17 protein-coding genes are annotated in these 24,256 nt (G+C 26.4%); all 17 read right to left on the bottom strand.

Features of this window, described 5'->3' with window-relative positions:
- Window positions 1-24: 24 nt before the first annotated feature.
- Entirely contained in the window at window positions 25-804 is a 780-nt protein-coding gene (locus SCANT_RS01730; RefSeq protein WP_053946004.1) for a hypothetical protein, read from the bottom strand.
- A 25-nt stretch (window positions 805-829) separates the two neighbouring features.
- Window positions 830-2,080, bottom strand: a complete 1,251-nt coding sequence (locus SCANT_RS01725) for a replication-associated recombination protein A (RefSeq protein WP_053946003.1) — start codon at window positions 2,078-2,080, stop codon at window positions 830-832.
- Between the two features lie 57 nt (window positions 2,081-2,137).
- Window positions 2,138-4,003 carry an ABC transporter ATP-binding protein gene (locus tag SCANT_RS01720; protein WP_053946002.1) on the bottom strand — a complete coding sequence of 622 codons (1,866 nt, stop codon included), beginning with the start codon at window positions 4,001-4,003 and terminating at the stop codon, window positions 2,138-2,140.
- 82 nt (window positions 4,004-4,085) lie between these two features.
- Window positions 4,086-6,461, bottom strand: coding sequence for an endopeptidase La (gene lon / locus SCANT_RS01715; RefSeq protein WP_053946001.1), 2,376 nt, complete (start codon window positions 6,459-6,461; stop codon window positions 4,086-4,088).
- A gap of 99 nt (window positions 6,462-6,560) precedes the next feature.
- On the bottom strand, window positions 6,561-7,850 hold the full coding sequence (gene tig, locus SCANT_RS01710; RefSeq protein ID WP_053946000.1) for a trigger factor: 1,290 nt from the start codon (window positions 7,848-7,850) through the stop codon (window positions 6,561-6,563).
- A 58-nt stretch (window positions 7,851-7,908) separates the two neighbouring features.
- The gene (locus SCANT_RS01705) at window positions 7,909-8,532 is read right to left on the bottom strand and encodes a hypothetical protein (RefSeq protein WP_053945999.1); all 624 of its coding nucleotides are present in this window, start codon (window positions 8,530-8,532) and stop codon (window positions 7,909-7,911) included.
- Window positions 8,533-8,631: 99 nt separating this feature from the next.
- Window positions 8,632-10,359: a hypothetical protein gene (locus tag SCANT_RS01700; RefSeq protein WP_053945998.1), complete on the bottom strand. Its 1,728-nt coding sequence runs from the start codon at window positions 10,357-10,359 to the stop codon at window positions 8,632-8,634.
- Between the two features lie 259 nt (window positions 10,360-10,618).
- Window positions 10,619-12,547, bottom strand: a complete 1,929-nt coding sequence (locus SCANT_RS01695) for a hypothetical protein (RefSeq protein ID WP_235443296.1) — start codon at window positions 12,545-12,547, stop codon at window positions 10,619-10,621.
- 521 nt (window positions 12,548-13,068) lie between these two features.
- Window positions 13,069-13,347 carry a hypothetical protein gene (locus SCANT_RS01690; RefSeq protein ID WP_144416871.1) on the bottom strand — a complete coding sequence of 93 codons (279 nt, stop codon included), beginning with the start codon at window positions 13,345-13,347 and terminating at the stop codon, window positions 13,069-13,071.
- A 36-nt stretch (window positions 13,348-13,383) separates the two neighbouring features.
- A complete protein-coding gene (gene efp / locus SCANT_RS01685; protein ID WP_053945995.1) occupies window positions 13,384-13,941 on the bottom strand; it encodes an elongation factor P in 558 nt (185 codons plus the stop codon).
- 92 nt (window positions 13,942-14,033) lie between these two features.
- Window positions 14,034-14,981: a methionyl-tRNA formyltransferase gene (gene fmt / locus SCANT_RS01680; RefSeq protein WP_053945994.1), complete on the bottom strand. Its 948-nt coding sequence runs from the start codon at window positions 14,979-14,981 to the stop codon at window positions 14,034-14,036.
- Between the two features lies 1 nt (window position 14,982).
- Window positions 14,983-17,055: a DUF2779 domain-containing protein gene (locus SCANT_RS01675; RefSeq protein ID WP_053945993.1), complete on the bottom strand. Its 2,073-nt coding sequence runs from the start codon at window positions 17,053-17,055 to the stop codon at window positions 14,983-14,985.
- Between the two features lie 43 nt (window positions 17,056-17,098).
- Entirely contained in the window at window positions 17,099-17,728 is a 630-nt protein-coding gene (locus SCANT_RS01670; protein WP_053945992.1) for a hypothetical protein, read from the bottom strand.
- 47 nt (window positions 17,729-17,775) lie between these two features.
- Window positions 17,776-18,903 (bottom strand): tRNA 2-thiouridine(34) synthase MnmA, encoded by a 1,128-nt coding sequence (gene mnmA, locus SCANT_RS01665; RefSeq protein WP_053945991.1) that lies wholly within the window; start codon window positions 18,901-18,903, stop codon window positions 17,776-17,778.
- A gap of 15 nt (window positions 18,904-18,918) precedes the next feature.
- A complete protein-coding gene (locus tag SCANT_RS01660; RefSeq protein WP_053945990.1) occupies window positions 18,919-21,150 on the bottom strand; it encodes a coiled-coil domain-containing protein in 2,232 nt (743 codons plus the stop codon).
- A gap of 80 nt (window positions 21,151-21,230) precedes the next feature.
- Window positions 21,231-22,361 (bottom strand): DnaJ C-terminal domain-containing protein, encoded by a 1,131-nt coding sequence (locus SCANT_RS01655; protein ID WP_053945989.1) that lies wholly within the window; start codon window positions 22,359-22,361, stop codon window positions 21,231-21,233.
- 56 nt (window positions 22,362-22,417) lie between these two features.
- Window positions 22,418-24,247, bottom strand: coding sequence for a molecular chaperone DnaK (gene dnaK, locus SCANT_RS01650; protein ID WP_053945988.1), 1,830 nt, complete (start codon window positions 24,245-24,247; stop codon window positions 22,418-22,420).
- Window positions 24,248-24,256: the final 9 nt, after the last annotated feature.

Raw genomic sequence — 24,256 nt, 5'->3', positions numbered from 1 at the left:
TATAATAAACGAGTTTTTTTAATATTATAATAGAAACACAATTGCAATAACAGTTCCTAATGTTAAGAATGGTAACAAAAATCATAATAATCAAATCTTTGATTTTCATTTTACACCATATCCTCTTTTTTTATCTTTTTTAGGCTTCTCTTTTTTAGGCGGTACAATCTTAATTTCAACCACTTTATCTTTAGCTTCTGGAGGTGCTTTCCTTCATTGCTCAAATTCTTTCATAGGTTTTATTTCTTCATGTTTTTTTTCTAATTTATGAGGAACTTTTTTCTTAGCTTTTTCTAAATTTTCATCAATTAATTGTTCTTTTTCATTTTCAGCTAATAATGGGTCATCAGAATCTGGAAGTATTTCAATTTCTCCATTTGTTCTTCCACTTAAAGTGTCAACAAAATGTTGCGCAACATCTCGATTAGTTGTTCCAAATGTAATACCATTTCCAAAACTATCATTTTGAAGTGAAACATAATGTAAACCCTTTGCATTTTTTGAAAATTGTAATTGAATTTTTTGAAGTGAATATGAGTCAAAAGGTAAATATCTTATTTGAGTACTACTATCATCATCACTAATTTCCAAAGTAAATGTTCTTTTAGTTGTAATAAAAACTATTCCAATCATATCTTCTTCATATCTTTTAAAACTTGCTCAAAGTGCTGATAAAACTTCTTCATCTTCATCAATATAAGTTTCACAGTGTTGTCAAACTTTCTCTAATATATTTTTATATGTAGGTAATCAAATATAACCATGTTGGGCTAATTCTTCTTTTATTTTTGCACTAGTTTTCATATTAAAAATACCTACTTTCTATCTATTATTTTATCTTATTTCCCTTTGTAAATTTTATGTATATTTCCATTAATTTTTTTTCATAACTACTATGTGGTTTAAATGTAAAGTAATTAATATCTTTAATTTCATCAGGAAGATATTGTTGTTGAACTCAGTCATTTTCATAATCGTGAGCATACTTATAACCAATTCCATGACCTAATTTATGAGCGTTACGATAATGATTATCTCTAAGATATGGTGGAATTGGTGGTGCCAATCCATTTTTAACATCTTCTAAGGCTTTTTCCAAAGCTAAATAAGAAGAATTTGATTTCTCACTTAAAGCCATTTCAATTATTGCCAAACCTAAAATGATTCTTCCTTCTGGCATACCAATTTGTCTAAAAGTTTGACAAGCCTGATAGACTCTTATAGGAATAGTGGGATTTGCCAAACCAATATCTTCATATGCCATAATGATCATTCTTCTCATTAAAACTTCATAATCTCCTATTTGCATCAATCTTGCTCAATAGTGTAAAGCCGCATCAACATCGCTTCCTCTAATTGATTTTTGTAAAGCTGATTTGAGATCATGATATTCATCACCTTCTCCTGTTCCCTTAGTAACAGCTTGTTCAAATATTGCTTCAATAATTTCATTATTAATTTTAATATTTGAATATAGTTCTATCATTAATTCAATTGAATTAATAGCAACTCTTAAATCTCCATTTGAAAGTTCACAAAGATTTTCAAATGCATTCTCTTCAATATCTAAAGTAATCCTATTATTTTTTAGAACTCTTTTTAGTCCCTCCTTCATTTCTTCAATAGTAATTTCTTTTAATTTTAAAATTGTACATCTACTTCTAATAGCAGGATTAATTACAAAATAAGGGTTTTCTGTTGTAGTTAAAAAAACTACAACTTTTTTGGATTCTATAAATTCCAATAAATAATCTTGAATATTTCTATTCATTCTATGAATTTCATCAACAATTAATATTAATTGTTCATCGTGATTTGATGATTCAATTAATTTTTGAAGTTTTTCTTTTTTGTCATTTGAGGCATTAAAAAAATCATATTTTGCTTTAAGATCATTTGCAATTGAAATCGCCATTGAAGTTTTACCAACACCTGGGGGACCATAAAAAATTAAATTAGTAATAAATTTTTTTTCAACCATTTTAGATATTAGGCCATATTTATTATTAATTAAATGTGATTGACCAATAATATTTTTTAATGTATCTGGTCTTAATAAAAAACTTAAAGGTTTATTCATTGTTTTAACTCCTAATTGAATAATAGCATAAAAAAACTAACCTATTGGCTAGTTTTTTTAAGACTTGCCTGCATCATGCAAGTCTTTAAATTTTCCTGGAATTTTTATTAATTCTTTGTAAGTTCCTTCTTGAACAATTCCCTTACCAGGAGCTAATACAAATATTTTGTCTACATCTTTTATTGTACTTAATCTATGAGCAATTATAACTGATGTTTTATCTTTCATTAATTCATTTAATTGTGCTTGTATTTCCTTTTCAACAATATTATCTAAAGCACTTGTTGCTTCATCTAAAATTAGTAACTCAGGATTTCTAAGTAAAATTCTTGCAATTACTAATCTTTGCTTTTGACCTCCACTTAATAATAAACCTCGTTCTCCTAAAATAGTTTGATAACCATAAGGTCAACTATTAATGATTTGATCAATTTGAGCTTTTTTGCAAGCCTCATGAACTTCTTCTTCAGTTGCACCAAAATGCCCATATCTAACATTATCATAAACATCTCCAAAAATTATTGATGGTTCTTGCTCAACATACCCAACATGACTTAGATAACTTTTTAGATTAAAATCACTTAAATTTTTATCGTTGACTAAAACACACCCCTCAGTTGGATCATAAAATCTCAATAATAATTTTGAAATTGTTGATTTACCACTTCCAGTTTCTCCAACAAAAGCATATGATTTTCCTTTTTCCAAAGTAATGTCAAGATTAGGAACTATATTAACTTCTGGCTTTTCAGGGTAATTAAATTTAACTTGTCTAAATTCAATTTTTGAAATATTTTCATCAAATAATATTCCTGTTTTATCTTTATCATCAAGAATAGGATCCTTTTCAATGACTTCATATATTTGAGCTGAACTAGCAGCTGCTCTTGAAAGTCCTGGAATAATAGCTGCAATTTGTCATAATGGACGAGTCAATCCAACCATAGCTGAAATGAATGATGGTAAAGTTGTTGTTAACATTTTGTTATCATTAAAAAACTCTATTGCAATAGTTATCATAATTAAATTTATTAGTACATCTGAAGCAATTAGGATTGCCAATAAAGTACCATCTATTTTTGAAATTGGTTTAAAAGCTTTAATATAAGGTTTATGAAGCTCTTCTAGTCTTGATTCTTCATATCTTCTAGTACCTGTTGCTTTAACTAATTTAATTGCCCCAATTCGGTCAATTACATCACCATTAACATCAGAAATTACATCTCTAACTTTCTTTACTTTTTTTTGATATTGTAAAGAAAACAATATCACAAGAAAAGTTAGTGAATATACACAAATACTTGCAACTAAAGCAAGTTGCCAATGAATAGCAAACATCATTGCTGTTCCCATTACAATAACTAATGGAGCTTGAATTACTCAAGCAATCATTCCTGAAATTTCATTTCCAATAACGTTAGTATCTCCAACTAATTTTGTCATTAATTTTCCAATTTTTTTATCAGAGTAATAACTAATATCTTGTTCTAGTAATCTTTTTATTGTTAGATTTCTCAATTCGACTTCAATATTTACTGCGAGCATAATAGAACATGAGTTCCTAATATATGTACAAAAATATAGCAGTATTAAATCTGTTGCTGTTACAGCCATTCATCATTGTCAAGATAGATTTCAATATCTACCATCAGAAGCTTGTGCAGCACTAAGAACATTTCTTAAAAATAATGTATTTAAACTTACTAAAAATGCACTGAATGTTACAACAAAAACAACACTTAAAAATAAAGCCTTATATTTTCATCCATAAATTAATACTATTCATGAAAATTTAAGTTTATTTTTTTCTTTAACTAATTTATAAACCTTATCATCTGGAATATATTGTTTAGATTCTTCTTTATTATTTACTACAATCGCATCTCCAATTGGATTACTAGTAGCATTATATGAATTGTCCATTTAAATTTTCACCTCTATTTTATATTGTTGATATATTATCATAAAAATATAAAAACAACTATTAAAAGTTGTTTTTTAGATATTAATGAGCTTTTTTGCCTTCTTCTTTTGAAGGAGTTGCAATTGGTAATTCTCTAACAAGATCGTTTAATTTTATACCAAATACATTTTCATAAACTTCTGAATATTTTTGAACAGGAACTACTTCAAGTTCTTTTCTTACTTCTTCAGGAATGTCTTCAATATCTTTAGTATTTTTAAAAGGAATTAAGATTTTTTTCAAACCACTTCTATGAGCAGAAATTGATTTTTCTCTTAAACCACCAATTGGGAATACTAACCCTCTTAGTGTAATTTCACCTGTCATACCAATTTCTTTTGGCACAGGTTTATTTGTTAAAGCAGAAACAATTGCTGTAGTAATTGTCACACCAGCACTTGGTCCGTCTTTTGGAACTGCTCCTTCAGGAACGTGAATATGAATATCATTTTCATTAAATACTTCTTTTGGAATAGCAAATGCCTTATAGTTTGATTTAACAAAGTCATAAGCTATTGTTGCTGATTCTTTCATTACATCTCCAAGTTTACCAGTAAGGATAAGTCCTCCCTTACCTGGAAAATGATTTACTTCAATTGGTAAGATATCTCCTCCAAATTGAGTATATGCAAGACCTGTAACAACACCAACTTGTGCTTCGTTTTCCTTTTCAGTATGTTCAAAAATACGTTTTTTAAGTAATTCATTAACTACTTTAGGAGTAACAACTAATTTTTCAATTTCTTTTTTTAACATTTTTACAACAAATTTTCTAACAATTGAAGCTATTCATCTCTCTAATTGTCTTACACCAGCTTCTCTAGTATAGTGCTTAATAATTTCATTAATTGCTTCTTTTTTAAAGACCACTTGTTCTTTTGTAACAGCATGATCATCTAGAACTTTTGGAATTAAGTATTCTTCTGCAATCTTCATTTTTTCAATTTCAGTATAACTTGATAATTCAATAATTTCCATTCTGTCATATAAAGCTTCAGGAATATTTTCTGGATAGTTTGCTGTTGCAATAAATACAACATCACTTAAGTCATATTCTTCTTCTAAATAATGATCTGAGAATTTTGAGTTTTGTTCAGGGTCTAAAACTTCAAGCATTGCTGAAGCTGGATCTCCCCTATAGTCACTTGCCATTTTATCAATTTCATCAAGTAAGAAAACTGGGTTTTTAACTGCTGCTTTTTTCATTCCCTGAATTACTCTACCTGGCATTGCCCCAATATAAGTTTTTCTATGACCTCTAATTTCTGATTCATCTTTAACTCCACCAAGAGCCATTTTCACAAATTCTCTTCCCATTGATTCAGCAATAGATTTTGCTAAACTAGTTTTACCAACACCTGGAGGACCTACTAATGTAATTATTTGTCCTTTGACTTTATTAGTATTTTGTTTTACAGCTAGATACTCAATAATTCTTTCTTTAACTTTTTCAAGTCCGTAATGATGTTTATCTAAAACTTTTTTTGCAAATGTTAAATTTGTTTTTTCTTCAGTTTTTTGTCATCATGGTGTTTGCATCATTCAATCAATATATGTTCTTGTAATATTTGCCTCAGAAGATGAAGCAGGCATACCCTCACATTTATCAATTTCTGATAAAATTCTTTTTTTAATATTTTCAGGGAAAGGTTCAGTTTCAAGGCGTTTTTTATATTTAGCCAAGTCATCTCCTTCACCATCCATATCGCCTAATTCTTCTTTAATAGCTTTTAATTTCTCTCTTAAATAGAATTCTCTTTGTTGTTCATCAACTCTTGATTTAATTTTTTTACTAATTGATGATTCAATATCTGCAGATTGACGTTTTTCATCTAAAAACTCATTAATAATTTCAATTCTTTTAACAGGGTCCAATTCCTCAAGCATTGCTTGTTTCTTTTCAATTGGCATAAAAGGCATTAAATTTGCAGCACTATCTACTATAAAGTTTGGATTAACATTAGGTGATGAAGATTTAATGATATCTCCTATTTCTGATGGAAACTCCTCTTGAGAACTTATCATTGCTTTAATATATTTTGTAATTTTATCTAATGCTTCTTTACTTGAGCTTTTTAAGCTATCTTTTACTTTATAATTTGCAATATAAAATTCTTTCAATTCAATATCACTTATTTCTACACGTGATATTGATTTTATATTTACAGTTAATGTACCATCTTTTCATTCTTTTTTTATTTTTACTTCAGCTAAAACACCAAATGTGAATAAATCTTTTAATTTTGGATCATCTTCTAATGGTTTTTTTTGTGAAACCATTAGGATTTTCCCCTCATATTTATCAACTGCTTCTTTAACTGCTAAAGTAGTTTTATCTCTACCAATTTCTAAAACTTGCTCAAAAGTTGGGTAGATATAACTCCCTCGAGTAATTAACATAGGTAATTTTTTATTCATAATATTCCTCCTTAGGTACAAAAATATAATATCATAATTTTTAGCACTTGCAAGTGTTAAGTGCTAAAAAAATAAAAAAATACAAGAAATTTGTATTTTTTAACCGTTATTTGTATATAGGAAATCAACGATCTTTTCTTTTATTATTTCTTCTTTTATTTGTGCTTCAGGTAATAAAGATTTCTTAATGAAATCTATTTCAACACCAAAAGTTTTAGCTAAATTTTCATATTTTTGTTTTAATTCTTCTTCTGATACTTCAAATTTTTCAGTATTTCTAACTTTATCAGTTATTAAATAACTTTCAATACGTTTTTTTGCATCTTCAAATAATTCATTTCTAATATCGTTGTCAGTTAAACCTGTTTGTTTCTTATAATCTTTTAATGTAATTTTTTGACTTTGAACTTTTGCTTCAAATTCTTTATATAAATTTTCAATTTCCTTATTAATTGCTGATTTAGGAATTTCAATTTTTGAATTTAATCTTATTAAATCTATTACTTTATTTACAAAGATATTTTTTGATTGTACAGATTTTTGATCTAAAATTTGAGTTTTTAAACTACTTTCTAATTCTTTAAAAGTAGTAATTCCAGGTAAATTTAAATCTTTTACTAACTCATCATCTTTAGCTGGCAAAATTCTTTCTTTTATTTCTTTTATTTCTAATTTAAACTCAGCTTTTTTATCTTTTAATTCTTCAGTATAGTCTTTTGGAAAGACTACATTAATTGATGATTTTCCTAATCCTTTTCCAACCATTGCATCTTCAAAACCAGGAATCATTTGTCCACTACCAATAATTAATTTGAAATCTAGTCCTTTTCCACCTTTAAAAGCTTTACCATCAATAAATCCCTCAAAATCAAAAGATACTGAATCACCTTTAGCAATTTTTCCATCTTTTTCCTTAAGTTTTTCCATTACAAATCTTTCTCTATATTGATCAATTGCTTTATCTAGTTCTTCTTTTGAAACCTTTAATTCCTCTTTTACTAATTCCTTATCTTTTAAGCCCTTATAAGTTCCAATTTGTATCTCTGGCTTCAAGTCAAAAACAAAGTGTAATTCACATTCTTTTTCACTTATTTTTACAGGAGTAGGCACTGGTGAATTAAATGGTTCAACATCAGATTTTTGATCTCTTGCAAAATTTCAAGCTTTATCCATGATTGATTGAACTGCTGCATTTAAATATTTAACAGGTGTTAAATATTGAGCAACTTTTTCTTTTGGCGCTTTACCTTTTCTAAAACCAGGTATTTCAATATTTGCTGCAGCCTTAGATTTACCTTTTTTTACTGCATCTTCTCACTCTTTACCCTCTATTGTAACTATTCAAGTTCCTTGCCCTTTTTCAGCAATTTTTTTTGTACTAAATTTCATATAAATGTCTCCTCTTTTATACATAACTTTTTTTATTATAACAAATAATTAACTATTATTAAGTAATTTTAAACTCTAACTTATTTTCCAAATTAATTAAATTTAAATCAAAAAGATACATTTTTTCTTTTAACGCTTCATACTCTAAGGAATTATCAAGTGATTCTTCATATGAAGCAAATATTTCAGCAATTGATGGTAATAATGAAACAATCTCATTTGTAATTGCCTTTATTTTTAGATAGACATTTTTATAATCTAAATACTTACTTATTTCAATTAAAATATTAGAAAGATCAATATATAATTCTAGTTTACTTATAAAATAAGTTAATTTAGCAATGTTATTTTTTTCTATTAATCTAGCAATATATTCTGGGTCATAATTTGAATCTATGTATTTAATATAATCGTCCTTATTAATTTTATTCAAACTATTTTCCACTTTTTTAAATTCTTTTAAACTATTTTCAATATCTTTTTTAATAATATTTGGTATTATCTTTATTTTTATTACCTCTTTTGAGTAATTTATAAAAGTTTGACTAATATTTAATTGATTCTCTTTTTGTTCTCATTTTCCAAACAAACAACAAAAGCAACTTATAATATTTGTACAATCACATTCAAAAATTGAACAACTGCAATGATTTCTTTTGCTTTTACAATCACAGCATATCATAATTGCCTCCCATGAATAATGTAAATTAGTCTAATCTTAATAAATATTTTCTTCAATAAACAAATTTAATATTAAAATATTGATTATTTAATGATTTTATTAAGATTTCTTATTGTTTTTAGTTGGTTCAGCTTTATTTTTCTTTTTAATTGGTTCATTTGTAAATAAGTATCTTATTTTTTCTCAAAGTCCTGCTTCAAGTTTTAATCTCTTTTTAAGAATTGATCTTTGCTTTTCTGGATGAATCTTTAACCAAATTGATATATTTGATGTATTTAATTTCTTTTTTAAATCATATCAAAAACTAAAAAACTTGTTTTTTGGGTCTATAGTCTCAGAAATTGAAAATTCATATCCAAGAATATCAAAAGTCTTTTGAGCTTCATCTGTTGAATTTATATACAATTTTTTATTATGTTGACTAATCTTAGATACTTTATCTTCTTCTTGATTTTGTCTATATTTTTGTGCTTCTTCTCTTGATCTACCATATAATTGCATTCAAAGTTTTTCTTTTTCTGCTTGCTCTCTTAAGTAATCTCGTTCTTTAACAGATTTAGTTTGTATCATTCGTTCTTCATTTTCTTTTTCTGCTTCTTTTGCAGCTTTTTGTGCTGCTAAAAGTCTTTGTTGTTTTTCAGCTTTAGCTTTTTTTTCTTCAGCCAATCTTTGCTCTTTAGCAATTCTTTGTTCCTCTTTTAATTTAGCTTCTAAGGCTTCTCTTTCGGCTTTAAGCTTAGCTGCTTTCTCTTCTCTTATTTTTTTCTCAATTGCTCTTTTTTCTTCTAATTCTTTTCTTTGTTTTTCTAATTCTTTTCTTTGTAATTCTGCTAATCTTTGCTCTTCAGCTTTTCTTTTTTCTTCAGCTAATCTTTGTTTTTCTGCCAATTTTTGTTGTTCTGCCAACCTTTTTTCTTCGGCTTTTCTTTCCAACTCTGCTAATCTTTGCTCTTCAGCTTTTCTTTTTTCCTCAGCTAACCTTTTTTCTTCTTTAAGTCTTGCTGCTTTCTCTTCTCTTATTTTTTTCTCAATTGCTTTTTGTTTTTCTAGTAGTTTTCTTTTTTCTTCAGCAATTTTTTGTTCTTCAGCTAATTTTTTTTCTTCTATTAGTCTTGCTGCTTTTTCTTCTTTTAGTTTTTGTTCAAGAATCTTTTGTTTTTCTAATTCTTGTTTTCTTTCTTCTGCTCTTCTCTTTTCTTCTAAAATTCTTTTTTCTTCTCTTAACTTAGCTGCAAGTTCTTCGGTTTTTTTCCTTTGAAGAGACATTTTCTCCTCTAATTCTTTTCTTTGCTGTTCAACTAATTTTTGTTGTTCTTTTAATTTTGAGTCTCTAAGTCTTGTTTCTTGTTCTTCTTTAAATTTTGCTTCTAAAAGTAATTTCTCAATTGATTTTCTATCAATTGAGTTTAACTTTGGAACCTCTTTTTCCTTCTTTTTAGGATCAGCTTGAATAGAACTATTAACTAGTTTTTTGCTAGTAGATATTTTAGAATCATTTAATTGAAATTGAAAATTCTTTTTATCAATTTCTTTTGGTTTAAAAATAGTTCTTTTTAAATTTTGATAAACTGCCTCATTAGCTGCTTGATTACTACTTCTTAAATAAGTTGGTAGATTAGCGTTTTCAATTTCCATTATATAATTGATATAATCAATTAATTGTAAACGAAAATTGAAATCATAAGCTTCATATTCTTGAGCAAAGATTATTATTGTTTTAGTATTAAGTCTTTTTTCAATTAAATTCTTAACTCTTGCTCTTACTTTTCCAGATAATAATGAAAAGTCACTTTCAGTTCTTACTCTTGATTTATTTTTTACTATCATTGTTATTTAGTACCTCTTTTTTCCCTTTTTAACTCTTTTTGAAAGAGTTAAAAAATCTATATCAAATTTATTACTATAGTTCATTTAAAACATTTAAACAAACTTTACTAGTTAAAAATATTTTACTATAAATATCATATTTTATTTAAAAAATAAAGTATATTTCATAATTTAAAAGAATTTTTGAATATTAATAAAAAAAACAAAAAACAAAAAAAAAAAAAAAAACAATTTTAATTAAAAATTGCCTTTTTTGAAATTATTTAATATTTTTTATAAATTTTCTGCTGATTTTTTCAACTCTATCTTTACGCTTTTTCTCTTCTAGTTGTTGAATTGTTGCAGCTTTTTCTTGAATTGCTTTGTAACTTGGAACTATTTCCTTAGCAACTTTTAATGATTCATCAAACATTTCATTATCATTAATCTTTGTAAAGTACGCCTTCATTTTTAACTCAGTACCTTTTATTAACTCTTGTTCTTGTCTAATTTGTGCATCAATGGTTGCTATTTCAGCTCTATATTTAGCATCTCTCTCATAACGTCTTTCACGTTCAAGTCTTAAAACTGAAGCTACACGTTTTTCTTCTGTTCTCTTTAATTGACGTTCTTTCATTAATTCAATTAATTTTTGACGTTCATGTAATCTTCTTAATCTCTCTGCTTTTTCGATTGCTTTTACATTAACATCTTCACGTCTCTTAAGTCTTTTTAATTCGCGAGACTCTGCTAATCTTCTAGCACGAGTAATGATATAACTATTAGCTCTTTCAATTTTCATCATATTGACTCTATGACGACGATCATTTCTTAATTGTCTTAAATACTCAACTTTATGAGTCATTTCATCAAGAGCTAGACTTTCTCGTTCATTTGCAGCAATTAAATCGTGAATCATTGGTCTTTTAGAAGCATCATAATTTATTGGATAATGACCTACAGGTCTTTCTTCATGATAAGGTCTTACTTCATCTGATTTATCTATTTTAGTTGGATTAGTAACTAATAAACTAGTTTTTTCTGGGTTTAAATTAATTTCAAAACCCTCTTTTGAAAGAATATTTCTCTTTTCAGGAAGTATCAATTCATCTTTAGAACTATATTCAATTTTACCCATTTTTTCAGTAACATAGACATTAGTTTTAATATCAAATTCCTCAGTTAAATGTTTTTGGAAAAACTCAGTTCCTAACTCTAAAGCAGCAAGGCTCTGATCTTCTTGTACAAAGCTATTTTCTGTTAATTCAATATTATTTGTCCTGTTAAACTCTTCTCTAGACATATTTTCTTTTGCAATATATCCAATATTTTCTGTTTTTTTCTCTTCAGTTTCTTTTACTTCTTTAAGTTCTTTATTTTTTGTTTCTTTATTTATCTCTTTATTAACAACTTCATCACTTTTTTGATTTTCTTCTAAACTAGTTGCTACTGTTCCTTCATTAATAAAATCCAATAAATTAGGATCTGGAATTGCAGTTGAAGTCATTAACTCAGTTTCTTCATCAATTCTAATAAATGATTTAGTTGAATCTACTTCATTTTCACTTGATTGCAAAGCAGCAAAACTATTTTTTAAAATGCTTTCTGGCTCTCCAACACCTTTTTCCTCTGCTGCACTTAATAAGTTTTCAATTTCAAATAAATTTTGTCCAGTTTTAGCTGTTGCTGTAAAATTTATTTTTTCAGTTTTAACTTGATTCTGATAACCAGCTCTAAATAAAATTTCTTCTTTTGTAGTCTTATTACCTTTAAAATCTGCTGCTGTAGGAGAAAGTCTTGAGATTAAATCTCTTCTTTTTTCATCTGGTAAAACAGATACTGGTTTAACATCTAATCTATCTTTTCAACCAGATATAGTTCTTTCATTTGAAAATTGTCCATTTGCAAAATTTTCTCAAAAATGTTTAAAAATCCTATTAAATTCACCTTCTCATAAGTCAATTAAATTAGGCTTTCTTGGATCATCTTTAGGTAACGAATTAATTCTTTCATATGAAGAAATAAGTTTTTTATAACTATCATCAATTTGCAAATTGTATTTATTAATTAGAGCTAATGCTTTAGGACCAAATTTTTGATATAAATATTCATTTGAGCCAGGCTTTTTTACAATAACTGTTTTTGTCCTTGTAGTACTTATTTTTTTTCCTAATGATTTATTATTAACCGCCATGCCTAGTTCCTCCATTTAAATATAGATTTATTATACACTATTTCCCCCTATTTTTAAAGGTTATTATAGATAAGGGGGATATAAAATTATTAAAATTGTATTACAATAAGTGTTAATAACATTAATAATATGATTTTTTTATTACTAATTATGACTAGTAATAACATATTTTCTTTGAGTTAATTATTAAATAATTTTTGTAGCATACCTAAACTTGGTTAAAATATCAAACCTTAAAAAATACTTTCATAATATTTAGAAATGATAATCAAATCTAGTTACATAATAATTAAAATTTTGAACATTCTCAGTTAATATATTCTCTCAAAGTTTTTATATAAAAATTATCACTTTAAATTTAAAAAATTAAGTCAAAAACCATTAAAGGTAAAATAAGCAATTAAAATTATAAATTTTATAGAAAATAAAAAACAAACAGAATTTAAACTTTGTTTGTTTTTTAAATAATTTTTTTATTATCCTCTTCTATCATTCAAACTAAGATACTTATATTAAATTGTTAAATATATCAGAAGCTATTTAATAAATGCAAATGCAATATTTTTTGGTTTTACTTTTAAAGTTTTAAAAATAGAGTCGTTAATAATTGATGTAGCTTTAACACCATCCATAAAGAATTTACCTTCTCCAAGAGCATATACTCTAACCAAAATAAATAAATCTGTTTCCTGATGAATAGTTACACTTACACTTATACTTTTATAACCAACTGCTATTGAAACAACATCAAATTCAATTATTTTACTTAGTATTTTTTCATCTATTTCTAGATTTCCTCTAGAATTTCTTTCCATAGATATGTACATATTATTCACCTCTAATTTCTTATTTTAATTAGCTCTTCCAGCATACTTACCATCAGTAGTATTAATTAGGACCTTTTCTCCTTCTTTAATAAATAATGGAACAGTTATCTCTAATCCAGTTTCAACTTTTGCTTTTTTTTGAGCACCACTAGTTGTATCACCTTTAACAGCTGGCTCAGCTTCAACTATTGTTAATTCAATTTTTTCAGGAATAGTTATTCCTAAAATTTCTCCATCATACTCTGTCATTTTTACCATAATACCATCTGTAATAAACTTTAATTCTCACTCTAATTTATTTGAAGCAATCTCAACTTGCTCATATGTTTCGGTATTCATTAAAACGCAATTTGAACCATCATTATATAAAAATTGCATATCTTTTTTTTCAATTAGAGCCTTATCTACTTTTTCTCCACCAGTAAAAGTAATTTCTACTCTTGCACCAGTTCTTAAATTTTTTACTTTTACTGTAACTTTTCCCTGTTGTCTTCCTGTTTTAGAAAATGAATTTTCTAAAACCACAAAAATGTTTCCATCATATAAGAATGTACTTCCAGGTCTTAAATCGTTTACTGACATAAATTAATCTCCCTTTAATGTATCTATTTAAATTATATCTAAAAAATGTTCTTTTGTGCTACTTTGAAAGAATTTATTAGAAATTAAAAGAATTATTTGAATATTCAACCTACTTTTATAGGTGAATTTGGAGCACTAAAAGTAGCTGCACTAACCATTTTTTTACCTTCCCTTTGAAGTTCAAGAATTTTTAAAAAACCATTAGTAGTATTTACAATAATGCCTTCTTTATCTATTGCAATAATTTCACCATTAGCAAATAATATATCCAATGTTATTAATTTTTCTTCATCTTTTATAACTCTTGCTGATTTTATTTTAATTCTTTCTTGATTAATATATGTAAATGCTACTGGCTGAGGACTTAAAGCTCTAATAAAATTATTAATCTCATTTGCAGACTTATTTCAATCAATTTTTTCTTGATCATTTTTTAAATTATATGCAAAAGTTACTTTTGACTCATCTTGTTGAATTCCATTTAACTCACCTTTAAATATTTTTAATAAATTTTCTTCTATCATTTTTTTTCCTAAAACAGCCATTTTTTCAAAAACTAAAGCTGAGTTATCTTCTTGTCTAATTGCTATTTCTGATTGACAATATATTTCCCCGGCGTCCATTTTTTTGATCATTTTCATTAATGAAATTCCAGTTTTAGTTTCTCCATTCATAATTGCATATTGAATAGGACTTCCACCCCTATATTTAGGTAAAAGACTTGCATGAACATTAACACAATTTTTAAAAAGATCTAAAATGGGTTGAGTAATAAATTGTCCATAAGCACAAGTAACCATAAAATCTGCTTCTATTTTTTTTAACTCATCATAAATTTGTGAGATTTTCAAAGGCTGAAATAGTCTATATTTTTTACTTAAACTATATTCTTTTACTGGTGAAAATTTAATTTCCTTTTTTCTACCAATTTGCTTATCAGGTTGAGTAATAACTGCTTCAATTGAAACTCCAATATTTTCTAACCCCTTTAAAATTTCAACTGATATATTAGGTGTTCCACAAAATATCACTTTATACATATTACTTATCCTCCTTTTGCTTTTCAAGATCTTCTAAGAAATTTGGGTTATATTCTTTAATAATATCAACTACTTTTTGTAACACTACAATCATTGCTAATGTATCTCTATCACAATACTTAAGCATATCTTCTTTTAAAATTATTTCATACTCTTCTTGACTAATTATATTATCTAAAAATTGTCTAAATGTTTGACTTGCTTTATCTCCCTTATTAATTTTTAAATCTTTATAATTTAAACTACTGTCCAAAGCTGGTTGAGTTTTTTTAATAGAATATGAACCTCTAAATTCAGGATGATAAATTAATCAATTGTCACATTTTTTTCTAAAAAATTCCATCAAATCAATAGTATTCATATAGATATAGGTTAATGGAACAGTAAATTGGGGATAACAATAGATAAGATTTTTTAAAACCCCTTTTTCAAAAGATTTGTTATAAGCAACATAAACACCAGGGCCATATTTAAAACAATCTCTAATAAAATTTAATAAAAATTCTGGTCTTGGGTCTTCTTGTTTACTTGCAATAAAATTTAAATGCTTCATTGTATTTATTGGATCATTAAAATCATAATTTGGATTATCAATTACATGAATTGAATACTGAAAGGGAATTTGTTGATAAGACCATGAATTATCATATTTAGGAATCGCTCATTTAACTGTTTCAAAGTCATACATATAAACTGGATATTTATAATATTGTTTTAAATCATTTAATATTGTTTCATAGGAACCTTCTTTAATAATATCTTTTGCTTCAAGTTTTTTATTTTTAATAAAATTAGAAACTACCTTAATGACTCTCTTTTGATCATCTTTAAATAAGTTTTTAGAGTTATAGATATATTTACTATCCTCTAAACTTTTAATATTTTCTATATATATATCATTTGGAAATAATCTATGAATAATTGCAGCAGAAGCTTTAAAACCTGAAAGCTCATAAAGATTGAAATTAGTTTTATCATAATATGGAACAACGTGTTGACAGTATTTTTCTTCAATTTTATAACTTAATTTTGCATATTCAAATTTGATTTTTTGACACTTACTATTAAATAAATTTTTTTCTGATTCAAAAAAATTTAATATTTCATTTATACACCCATCAAAATAAAAATCATTTGCTTCCATACCATCAATTAGACTATTTATTTTTGGTAATTTTGTAGAGTTATCTAATTTATCTGTGATTCTTATTAATTGCGAATATACTAAATCAGATTCGCCACTAATTGGTAGTTTTATATCCATAATTTTAGGCTTCACATCATTTTCAAAATCAATATTATATAAATTTGATACTTCAAAATCTCGTCTCTCATTTTGAATACCAGTGGCTCTAATGTAATCTCTGTTTATTAAACCTATATTTACATCATCAACAATATAACCATTTTTTTCTAAAACTTTTTTTTGATACATAACATCAAAAAAATGTTCGACTTTTGATGCAGTTGATGCTTTAAATTCAACAATTGTTACATGTCTATTACCATGGTTAATTAAAACATCACATCTAACTCTAAGCATAGAATCATTAGCTTCAAAAGTTGGTTCAAATAAATACTTAATATTTCTGTTTTCTAAAAGCTCCTTGGTTTTTTTAATTGTTTGATGATATTCCATATCTTGAAAATCAAAATATTCAAAGTTTGTTTTATTTTTGGCATTATCTTCATATAGCTTTTCAATATAATACTCACGTGCAGCTTCACCTACTGCTAAACCATCAACAATTGTTTCTGCAGGAAGACCTGAAATTTCAAAACCATTCAAATCATTTAATTGCTTAATCAATAAGTCTTTTTGAATTAACTGTTCTTTTGTTAAAAGACTTTCTTCTTGTGTAAGCAAATCAGAATACAAATCAATTGCATTAAAACCAAAAGACGAATTGAAATCTTCATCACTGTTCATTTCAACTTTGTAATGTGTTTCAACAATCTTATTTTTTCTTAGATTAACTATTTTTTTAAAATTCTCTAAACTATGAAAAATTCAAGCAATTTTAGGGCAAACACTCATATATCTTTTAAAATCTTCTTTTGTAACTACTTTCATTTTATAATCCCCCTAAATAAAAAAACATATCTAAAAAAATATGCTATTTATTTCTTCTTGGTATAAATTTAACTGTTGTTGCTTTGATAGCTTTATCCATTTGAAGAGAAATATCCTTATTGCTTTTTTGATTTTTTTTCTCAACTTTAATATTTTTAAGTTCTTCTTTAACTTGAGTTTTATGTTCAATAGTTTTTTGTTTTTCTTCTTTTTTTAATACAACTTTCTCTTGTTTTGTTAATTTAACTTTTTTTTCAGCAATAGCAATTCTTCTTTTTGTATTTTCAAGATCAATTTCGCCATTAACTTGTCATGCAGTTACATAATTATTTTTACCTGATTTTGTTGTTATTCCCTCAACTTCATAAGCGTTTGTTGATATTAATTTATTAGTCTTTGGTTCAAACATTTGAACAACAACGTCAAAAACGTCTCTATATTTATATTCAACACCTTTTCTTGCATAAACCTTTTCATATTCAACTTTAATATTCTTTATGTTTTGTGTCTTTGCAAGATAATTTTTAATTTCTTCTTTAACTACTTTCTTTCTTTTTTGTTGTTCTACTTTTTGAGCCTTTTTACTTGTTATTGATGAAACTATAACAAAAATTAAAACAACTAAAACAACAACTCCAATTACAATCGTACTTGTTGAACTGCTTAGCAACATGTAAACTACACCTTCTTCTAATTCATTTTTATTTTAACTCATTTTTTTTAATTTTTTAAAACTTTATCAATAACTCCACCACCAAGACAAATTTCATTAAGATATAACACTGCTTCTTGACCTTCTGTAACTGCCCTAACTGGTTCTCTATAAGTAATTTTTATTTTACTTTGTGAAATAACTTCTACATCTACTTTAATATCTTTTTGTCTATATCTAAATTTTGCATTACATTCAAATTTATCTGACTTAAAATAGTTTTTGTAATTAGATATAAAGTTAAAGTCTTCTACTATACAGCTTTTTGATTCCAAATAGCTCTCGTCGCTAAGCGGAGAGACATAAATAATTTTATTTTCTATATCCTTATGAGCAACATAATACGGTTCTTTTTGACCACCAAGATTTAGACCTTTTCTTTGACCAATTGTATAGTACATTACACCAATATGTGTTCCAATTTTTTTATTAGTTTTAATATCTATAATATCTCCAGGTTGATTTGGAATATAATTTTGCAAAAATTTTGCAAAATCTCTTTCTCCAATAAAACAAATACCTGTAGAATCTTTTTTTTCAGCTGTTATTAAATCATACTTTTTAGCAATATCTCTAATTTCACTTTTCTTAAATTTTTGTAATGGAAAAAGAGTCTTTGATAATTGGTTTTGACTTAATTGACAAAGAAAATAACTTTGATCTTTTTCAACGTCAAAGCCTTTAAAAAGTTCATATTTTTTTATTTCATCATTAAATCTAACACCTGCATAGTGCCCCATAGCAATATAATCACCTTTAAGGTTATTAATAGAATACTCTAAAAATTTATCAAACTTTATATACTTATTACAAAGAATATCTGGATTTGGTGTTCTTCCCTTTTTATATTCATTTACAAAATATTGAAAAACATAATCTCAGTATTCTTTAATAAAATCAATTCTATGAATTTTTATATTTAATTTTTTTGCAACTTCTATCGCATCTAAATAATCTTTTTCTTGTGGGCAAACTTCTCCCTCTAATTTATTTCCAAGAATATCATTATTTAAGTTACTATCTCAATTTCTCATAAAAAGAGCTTCAACATCATAACCTTGCTCCAATAATATTGCAGCAGTAACAGAAGAATCTACTCCTCCACTTAGACCAACAATAACTTTCTTTTTCTTCATAATTCTCGCCTTATTTTATTTCTTTTTTTTAAGTTCCTTTTTTGTTAATTTACTAATTTTTTTATCTACTTTTGAATCATTATATCAATTTTCAAAAGAATCAAAGTCGAAAGATTTTGAAGCTTCTTTTTTCTTATTTTCTTTTGATTTTTTTTGTAAACTTTCAACAAGTTGAGTTGTTCCACCATCTTTTTCAAAAAATTTTGCTTTCATTTGATCTTTTTTATTTCTATTTTCAAGATTATTAAAAGCTTTTTGAAGATCATCCACTGTATTGGCAATTGTATAATCAGAATTATTTATTACTGGCAATGAATAATTATTATCTTCTTTAAAGAAAGAGTTTAATTCCTTTGTATCTAAATCTGCACTTGGAAGTGTTCTATTAAGATTTAAAATATTATCATTATTTTTTTTATTAGTATTTTGATCTTCAAAATTGACATGAACAATATTATCTAATTCCTGTTTTGAATTAGTTTGAGATTTTATTGCTTGTGATTCAGTCTTTTCTTCTACAATGTTATCCTCTATTTCAATTTCATTTGCTTGTAGCATATATTGTTTATCACTAATTATTTCATCTTTTGCAACTACTTTTCCCTGTTCTTCTAACCTTCTTTTTTCTGCTAATTTATTTTGAATAAAAAGTTTTCTTTCAGTTAATCATTGTTCTTCTGAAATTTTTCTCTTCTCTTCCAACAATCTCTTTTCCACTAAACTATCTTCTTTTTCAAGTTCGTTTTCCTTTAATTTTTTTTCAGCTAAAAATTTTTGCTCCATTAAAATTTTTTCCTCAGTTAATCTCTTATTTTCTGCTAAAAGTTTATTTTCGATTAATAATTTTTCTTCAATTAATCTTTTATTTTCAGTTAATAATTTATTTTCTACTAATAGTCTGTTTGCTGCTAATAACTTTTCATCATCTAATTGACTTTCAAAAAATTCTGTTGCATTAGCAAAATTTGATTCTACTTTAACTTGTTTTTGTTCTTCAATGTTTTCTTTTATTGATTCTGTTTTTTCAACTTCAGAAACTAACAATTCCTGATTATTTAATTGAACTTCACTTGCTTCTTCAATCTTTGATTCAGAAATTGATTCTTCTTGTTTATTTAACTCAAAAATTGAGCCTTCTTTATCTTCACTTGCTTCTTCAATCTTTGATTCAGAAATTGAACCTTCTTGTTTATTTAACTCAAAAATTGAGCCTTCTTTATCTTCACTTGTTTCTTCAATCTTTGATTCAGAAATTGATCCTTCTTGTTTATTTAACTCAAAAATTGAACCTTCTTTATCTTCACCTGATTGAAGAATCTGTGGTTTTTCAACATTTAATTCAGAAATTGATGCTTGTTGTTTGTCTGAATCAAAAACTGTTGAATCTTGAGTATTTAAATTAGAAATTGTTGATTCTTGAATTACATTTTCGTTTATTGGTAACTGTTCATTTTCAATTTTTGAAGTTGTCTTTCCTTCATCATTAAGTAAAAAAATTGACTCACCTGAGCTTTTTACATCAGAAATCATTTTTGTTTCATTAATTATTTCAGAAAATAATGACTTTGGTTTTTCATTTATTTCTAATTGAGCTTTATTTGATGATTTAATCAATTTATTGTCTTCATCTTTAATAGTTTTTTTCATAATAATTTCATTATTATAATTAAAAATTTCATTTATTTGCTCTGAAGTTACTTCCACTGTTTTTTTGATATCATCAATTTTTTTATTTAAAGAATTTTCAAGCTCTCTTATATTTTTTTCATAATAATTATTGTTAGATACTATATTCTCATTTTTAGCTAAATTATAATTTCTAAAATTATTAGGCATTTTTGAATCATTATTTAATTGATTAAGAAGATATTCTTTATCATTTTTTTCATTTTCATAACTTCTTACTCTCATATCAATAATTTCTTTTCTAATATCAGATCTTCTTGGCATAATCATTTTGTCTATAAGATTAATTGATTCATATTTTTTATTTTCGATATCACTTTTATTAAAGTTTAGATTATTGGAATTTTCTGGAGCAAAAAAATGAGAATTAGCATTTTGAACAAGATCAATTTTTGAAACATTTTTACTTTTAAATTCCATTGTATTATCAAATTCTGTTACCAATGTTTCACCTGTATTTTCATCAAATCATAATTTATTGTTAGAAAAATCATCTAAATTATTTTCATAACTATTTGCTAAATTTTTATTAATTTTTAAAACTTTTATTTTATCAGACATAATAAACCTCACTAACTAATTATACAATAATTAGTGGCTTTGAAAAATAATACTTTATGGAAAAAAAATAACCTAATAGGTTATTCTTCTAAATTGTTTTTTACTTTAAAATCTGTTGAATCTAAGATACTTTGTAATTTTTCTCTCTCAATTTTTTCAATATCTTTTGGAATTACAAGATTAACTTCTAATAATAAATTACCTCTATGAGATGATTTAACACCTTTGTATAATCCATAATTTTTAACAGTAATAATTTCACCATTTTTAATACCTTTTGGTATTTTTATATTAATATTGCCATCAAGTGTTCTAATGGGAATTTCATTTGCAAGGATAGCATCTAGATAACTAATATCAAATCTAAACTTAATGTCAAAATCATTTACTATTCTTAAATTTTTAGAACCACTTAAATGAATATCTGCATATAAATGACCACGTTCTCCACCAGATGGAGAATAATTCCCTGCATTTCTTAAAACAATTTGTTGGTCTGGAACTAAACCTCTTGGTATTGGCATTGAAACTGTTTCTTTTTTAAGAACTGTTGCATTTCCTCTACAAGTTTTACATGGGTTTTTATTTTCTTTTCCATTACCTTTACATTTTGGACACGCTTGTTGTGTTTGAAATTTAGCAATACCCATATCTTGAAGCACAGTAACTACACCATGACCATTACATACTTCACAATCAACTATATCAGATTTTGATTTTGCTCCAACTCCATCACAATCATCACATTTCGAAATTAAATCTAACTTAACTTCTTTATCTACACCAAATAGTAATTCTTTTAGAGTTAAACTTACACTTATTACAACATCTTTTCCCCTTGAAGAAGATCTGCCTCTTGAAGAAGAACCACCTCTACCTCCAAAAAAATTTGAAAATATGTCTGAGAAAAAATCGCCAGCTCCTCCCATATTTGAGAAGAAGTCACCAAATCCTTGTCCAAATCCACCACCAAAACCAGAACCCATTCCACTTAGTCCTTCGTGACCAAATTGATCATAAGCTTGACGTTTATTTGCATCTAATAATACTTCAGCTGCCTCTGTAGCTTCTTTAAACTTTTCTTCTGCATCTGGTTCTTTACAAATATCTGGGTGGTATTTTTTAGCTAATTTACGATATGCCTTTTTGATATCGTCTTCAGATGAAGATTTTGCAATACCCAAAATTTCATAGTAATCTCTTTTAGCCATAATATACCTTCCTTCCTATCTTTAAAAAACAACTACAAATTAGTTGTTTTTTAAAATTATTTAGATTCTTCATCTTTATTTTTGTCTTTTTTATCTTTTTTGTCTTTTTTATCTTCAATGTCTTCTTTAGGTTTTTCAGTTGCTCCAGCTTGAGCTTGTTGAGCTGCCATTTCAGAAGCCATCTTCATAGCTTGTTCTAATTCATTCATTTTTTTCTCTAAAGCTTCATAATCTTCTTTAGTAATTAATTCACGAATTTCTTTTGCCATTTCTTCTGATTGTTTTTTTTGCTCTTCATTTACTTGATCACCTGTTTCGCTCATTGAAGATTCAATTATATTCAAGTAACTTTCAGCTTTATTTTTTAGTTCGATATTTTTACGTTTTTTATTATCTGATTCCTGATTTTCTTCTGCTTCTTTAACCATTCTTTCAATTTCAGCATCAGATAAACTTCCTGAATTTGAAATTGTAATTGTTTTTTCTTCATTTGTAGCTTTATCTTTTGCAGTTACAGAAACAATTCCATTTACATCAATTTTAAATGTAACTTCAATTTGAGGTGTTCCTTTTGGAGCTGGCTTAATTCCTGTTAATTGGAATTGTCCTAATGATTTATTATCTGCTGCCATTGGTCTTTCACCTTGTAATACATTAATATCAACTGCTGGTTGGTTATCAACTGCTGTTGAGAAAACTTGTGATTTTTCAGTAGGAATTGTTGTATTTCTTTGAATTAAAGGTGTCATAACTCCACCCATTGTTTCAATCCCTAATGTTAAAGGTGTAACGTCTAATAATAGAACATCTGTTACATCACCAGCTAAAACTCCACCTTGAATTGCTGCTCCCATAGCAACAACTTCATCTGGGTTAATAGTTCTATTTGGTTCTTTTCCAAGTAATGATTTAACTAATTCTTGAACTGCTGGTATTCTTGTTGAACCACCAACTAAAAGAACTTGATCAATATCAGTGGCTTTCAATTTTGCTTCTTTTAAAGCGTCCTCAACTGGTTTTCTTGTTCTTTCAACTAAATCTTTTGACATTTTTTGGAATTCTGCTCTTGATAATTTTGTTGAAAAGTTAACTGGACCATTTTCATTCATAGCAATAAATGGTAGATTAATTTCTGTTTCAACTTGACTTGATAAGTTAATTTTTGCTTTTTCAGCTTCATCTTTAAATCTTTGTAAAGCCATTTTGTCTTTAGATAAATCAATATTATGTTCTTTTTTAATTTCTTGTCCAATTCAATCCATAATTTTTTGGTCAAAGTCATCTCCACCCAATTCATTATCTCCTGAAGTTGATAAAACATCATATGTTCCTTCTGCTAATTCTAACAATGAAACGTCAAATGTTCCACCACCCAAGTCATAAACTAAAACTTTCATTTCTTTATCTTGTTTATCAATTCCATATGCTAAAGCAGCTGCAGTTGGTTCGTTAATAATTCTTTCAACATCTAAACCTGCTATTTTACCTGCATCTTTTGTTGCTTTTCTTTGAGCATCATTGAAATAAGCTGGTACTGTAATAACAGCTTTTGTTACTTTTGTACCAATTTTATCTTCAGCATATTTTTTTAAATATCTTAAAATTTCAGCAGAAATTTGTTCTGGTGAATAATCTTTACCTTCTAAATTTCTTTTTTTATTTGTTCCCATATCACGTTTAATTGATATTGCTGTATTTGGATTTGTTACTGCTTGTCTTTTGGCAGCCCCTCCAATAATAATGTCACTATTTTTAAATGCTACCACAGATGGTGTTGTTCTTTGACCTTCAGGGTTTTCAAGCACCATTGGTTGTCCACCCTCCATAATAGCTACACATGAATTTGTTGTACCTAAGTCTATTCCTATAATTCTTTCTTTTGCCATAATTAATCT

Origin of the sequence: Spiroplasma cantharicola (assembly GCF_001281045.1) — a bacterium.
GTDB classification, from domain to species: domain Bacteria; phylum Bacillota_I; class Bacilli_A; order Mycoplasmatales; family Mycoplasmataceae; genus Spiroplasma_A; species Spiroplasma_A cantharicola.
This window is presented reverse-complemented; position numbering and strand designations above follow the sequence as displayed.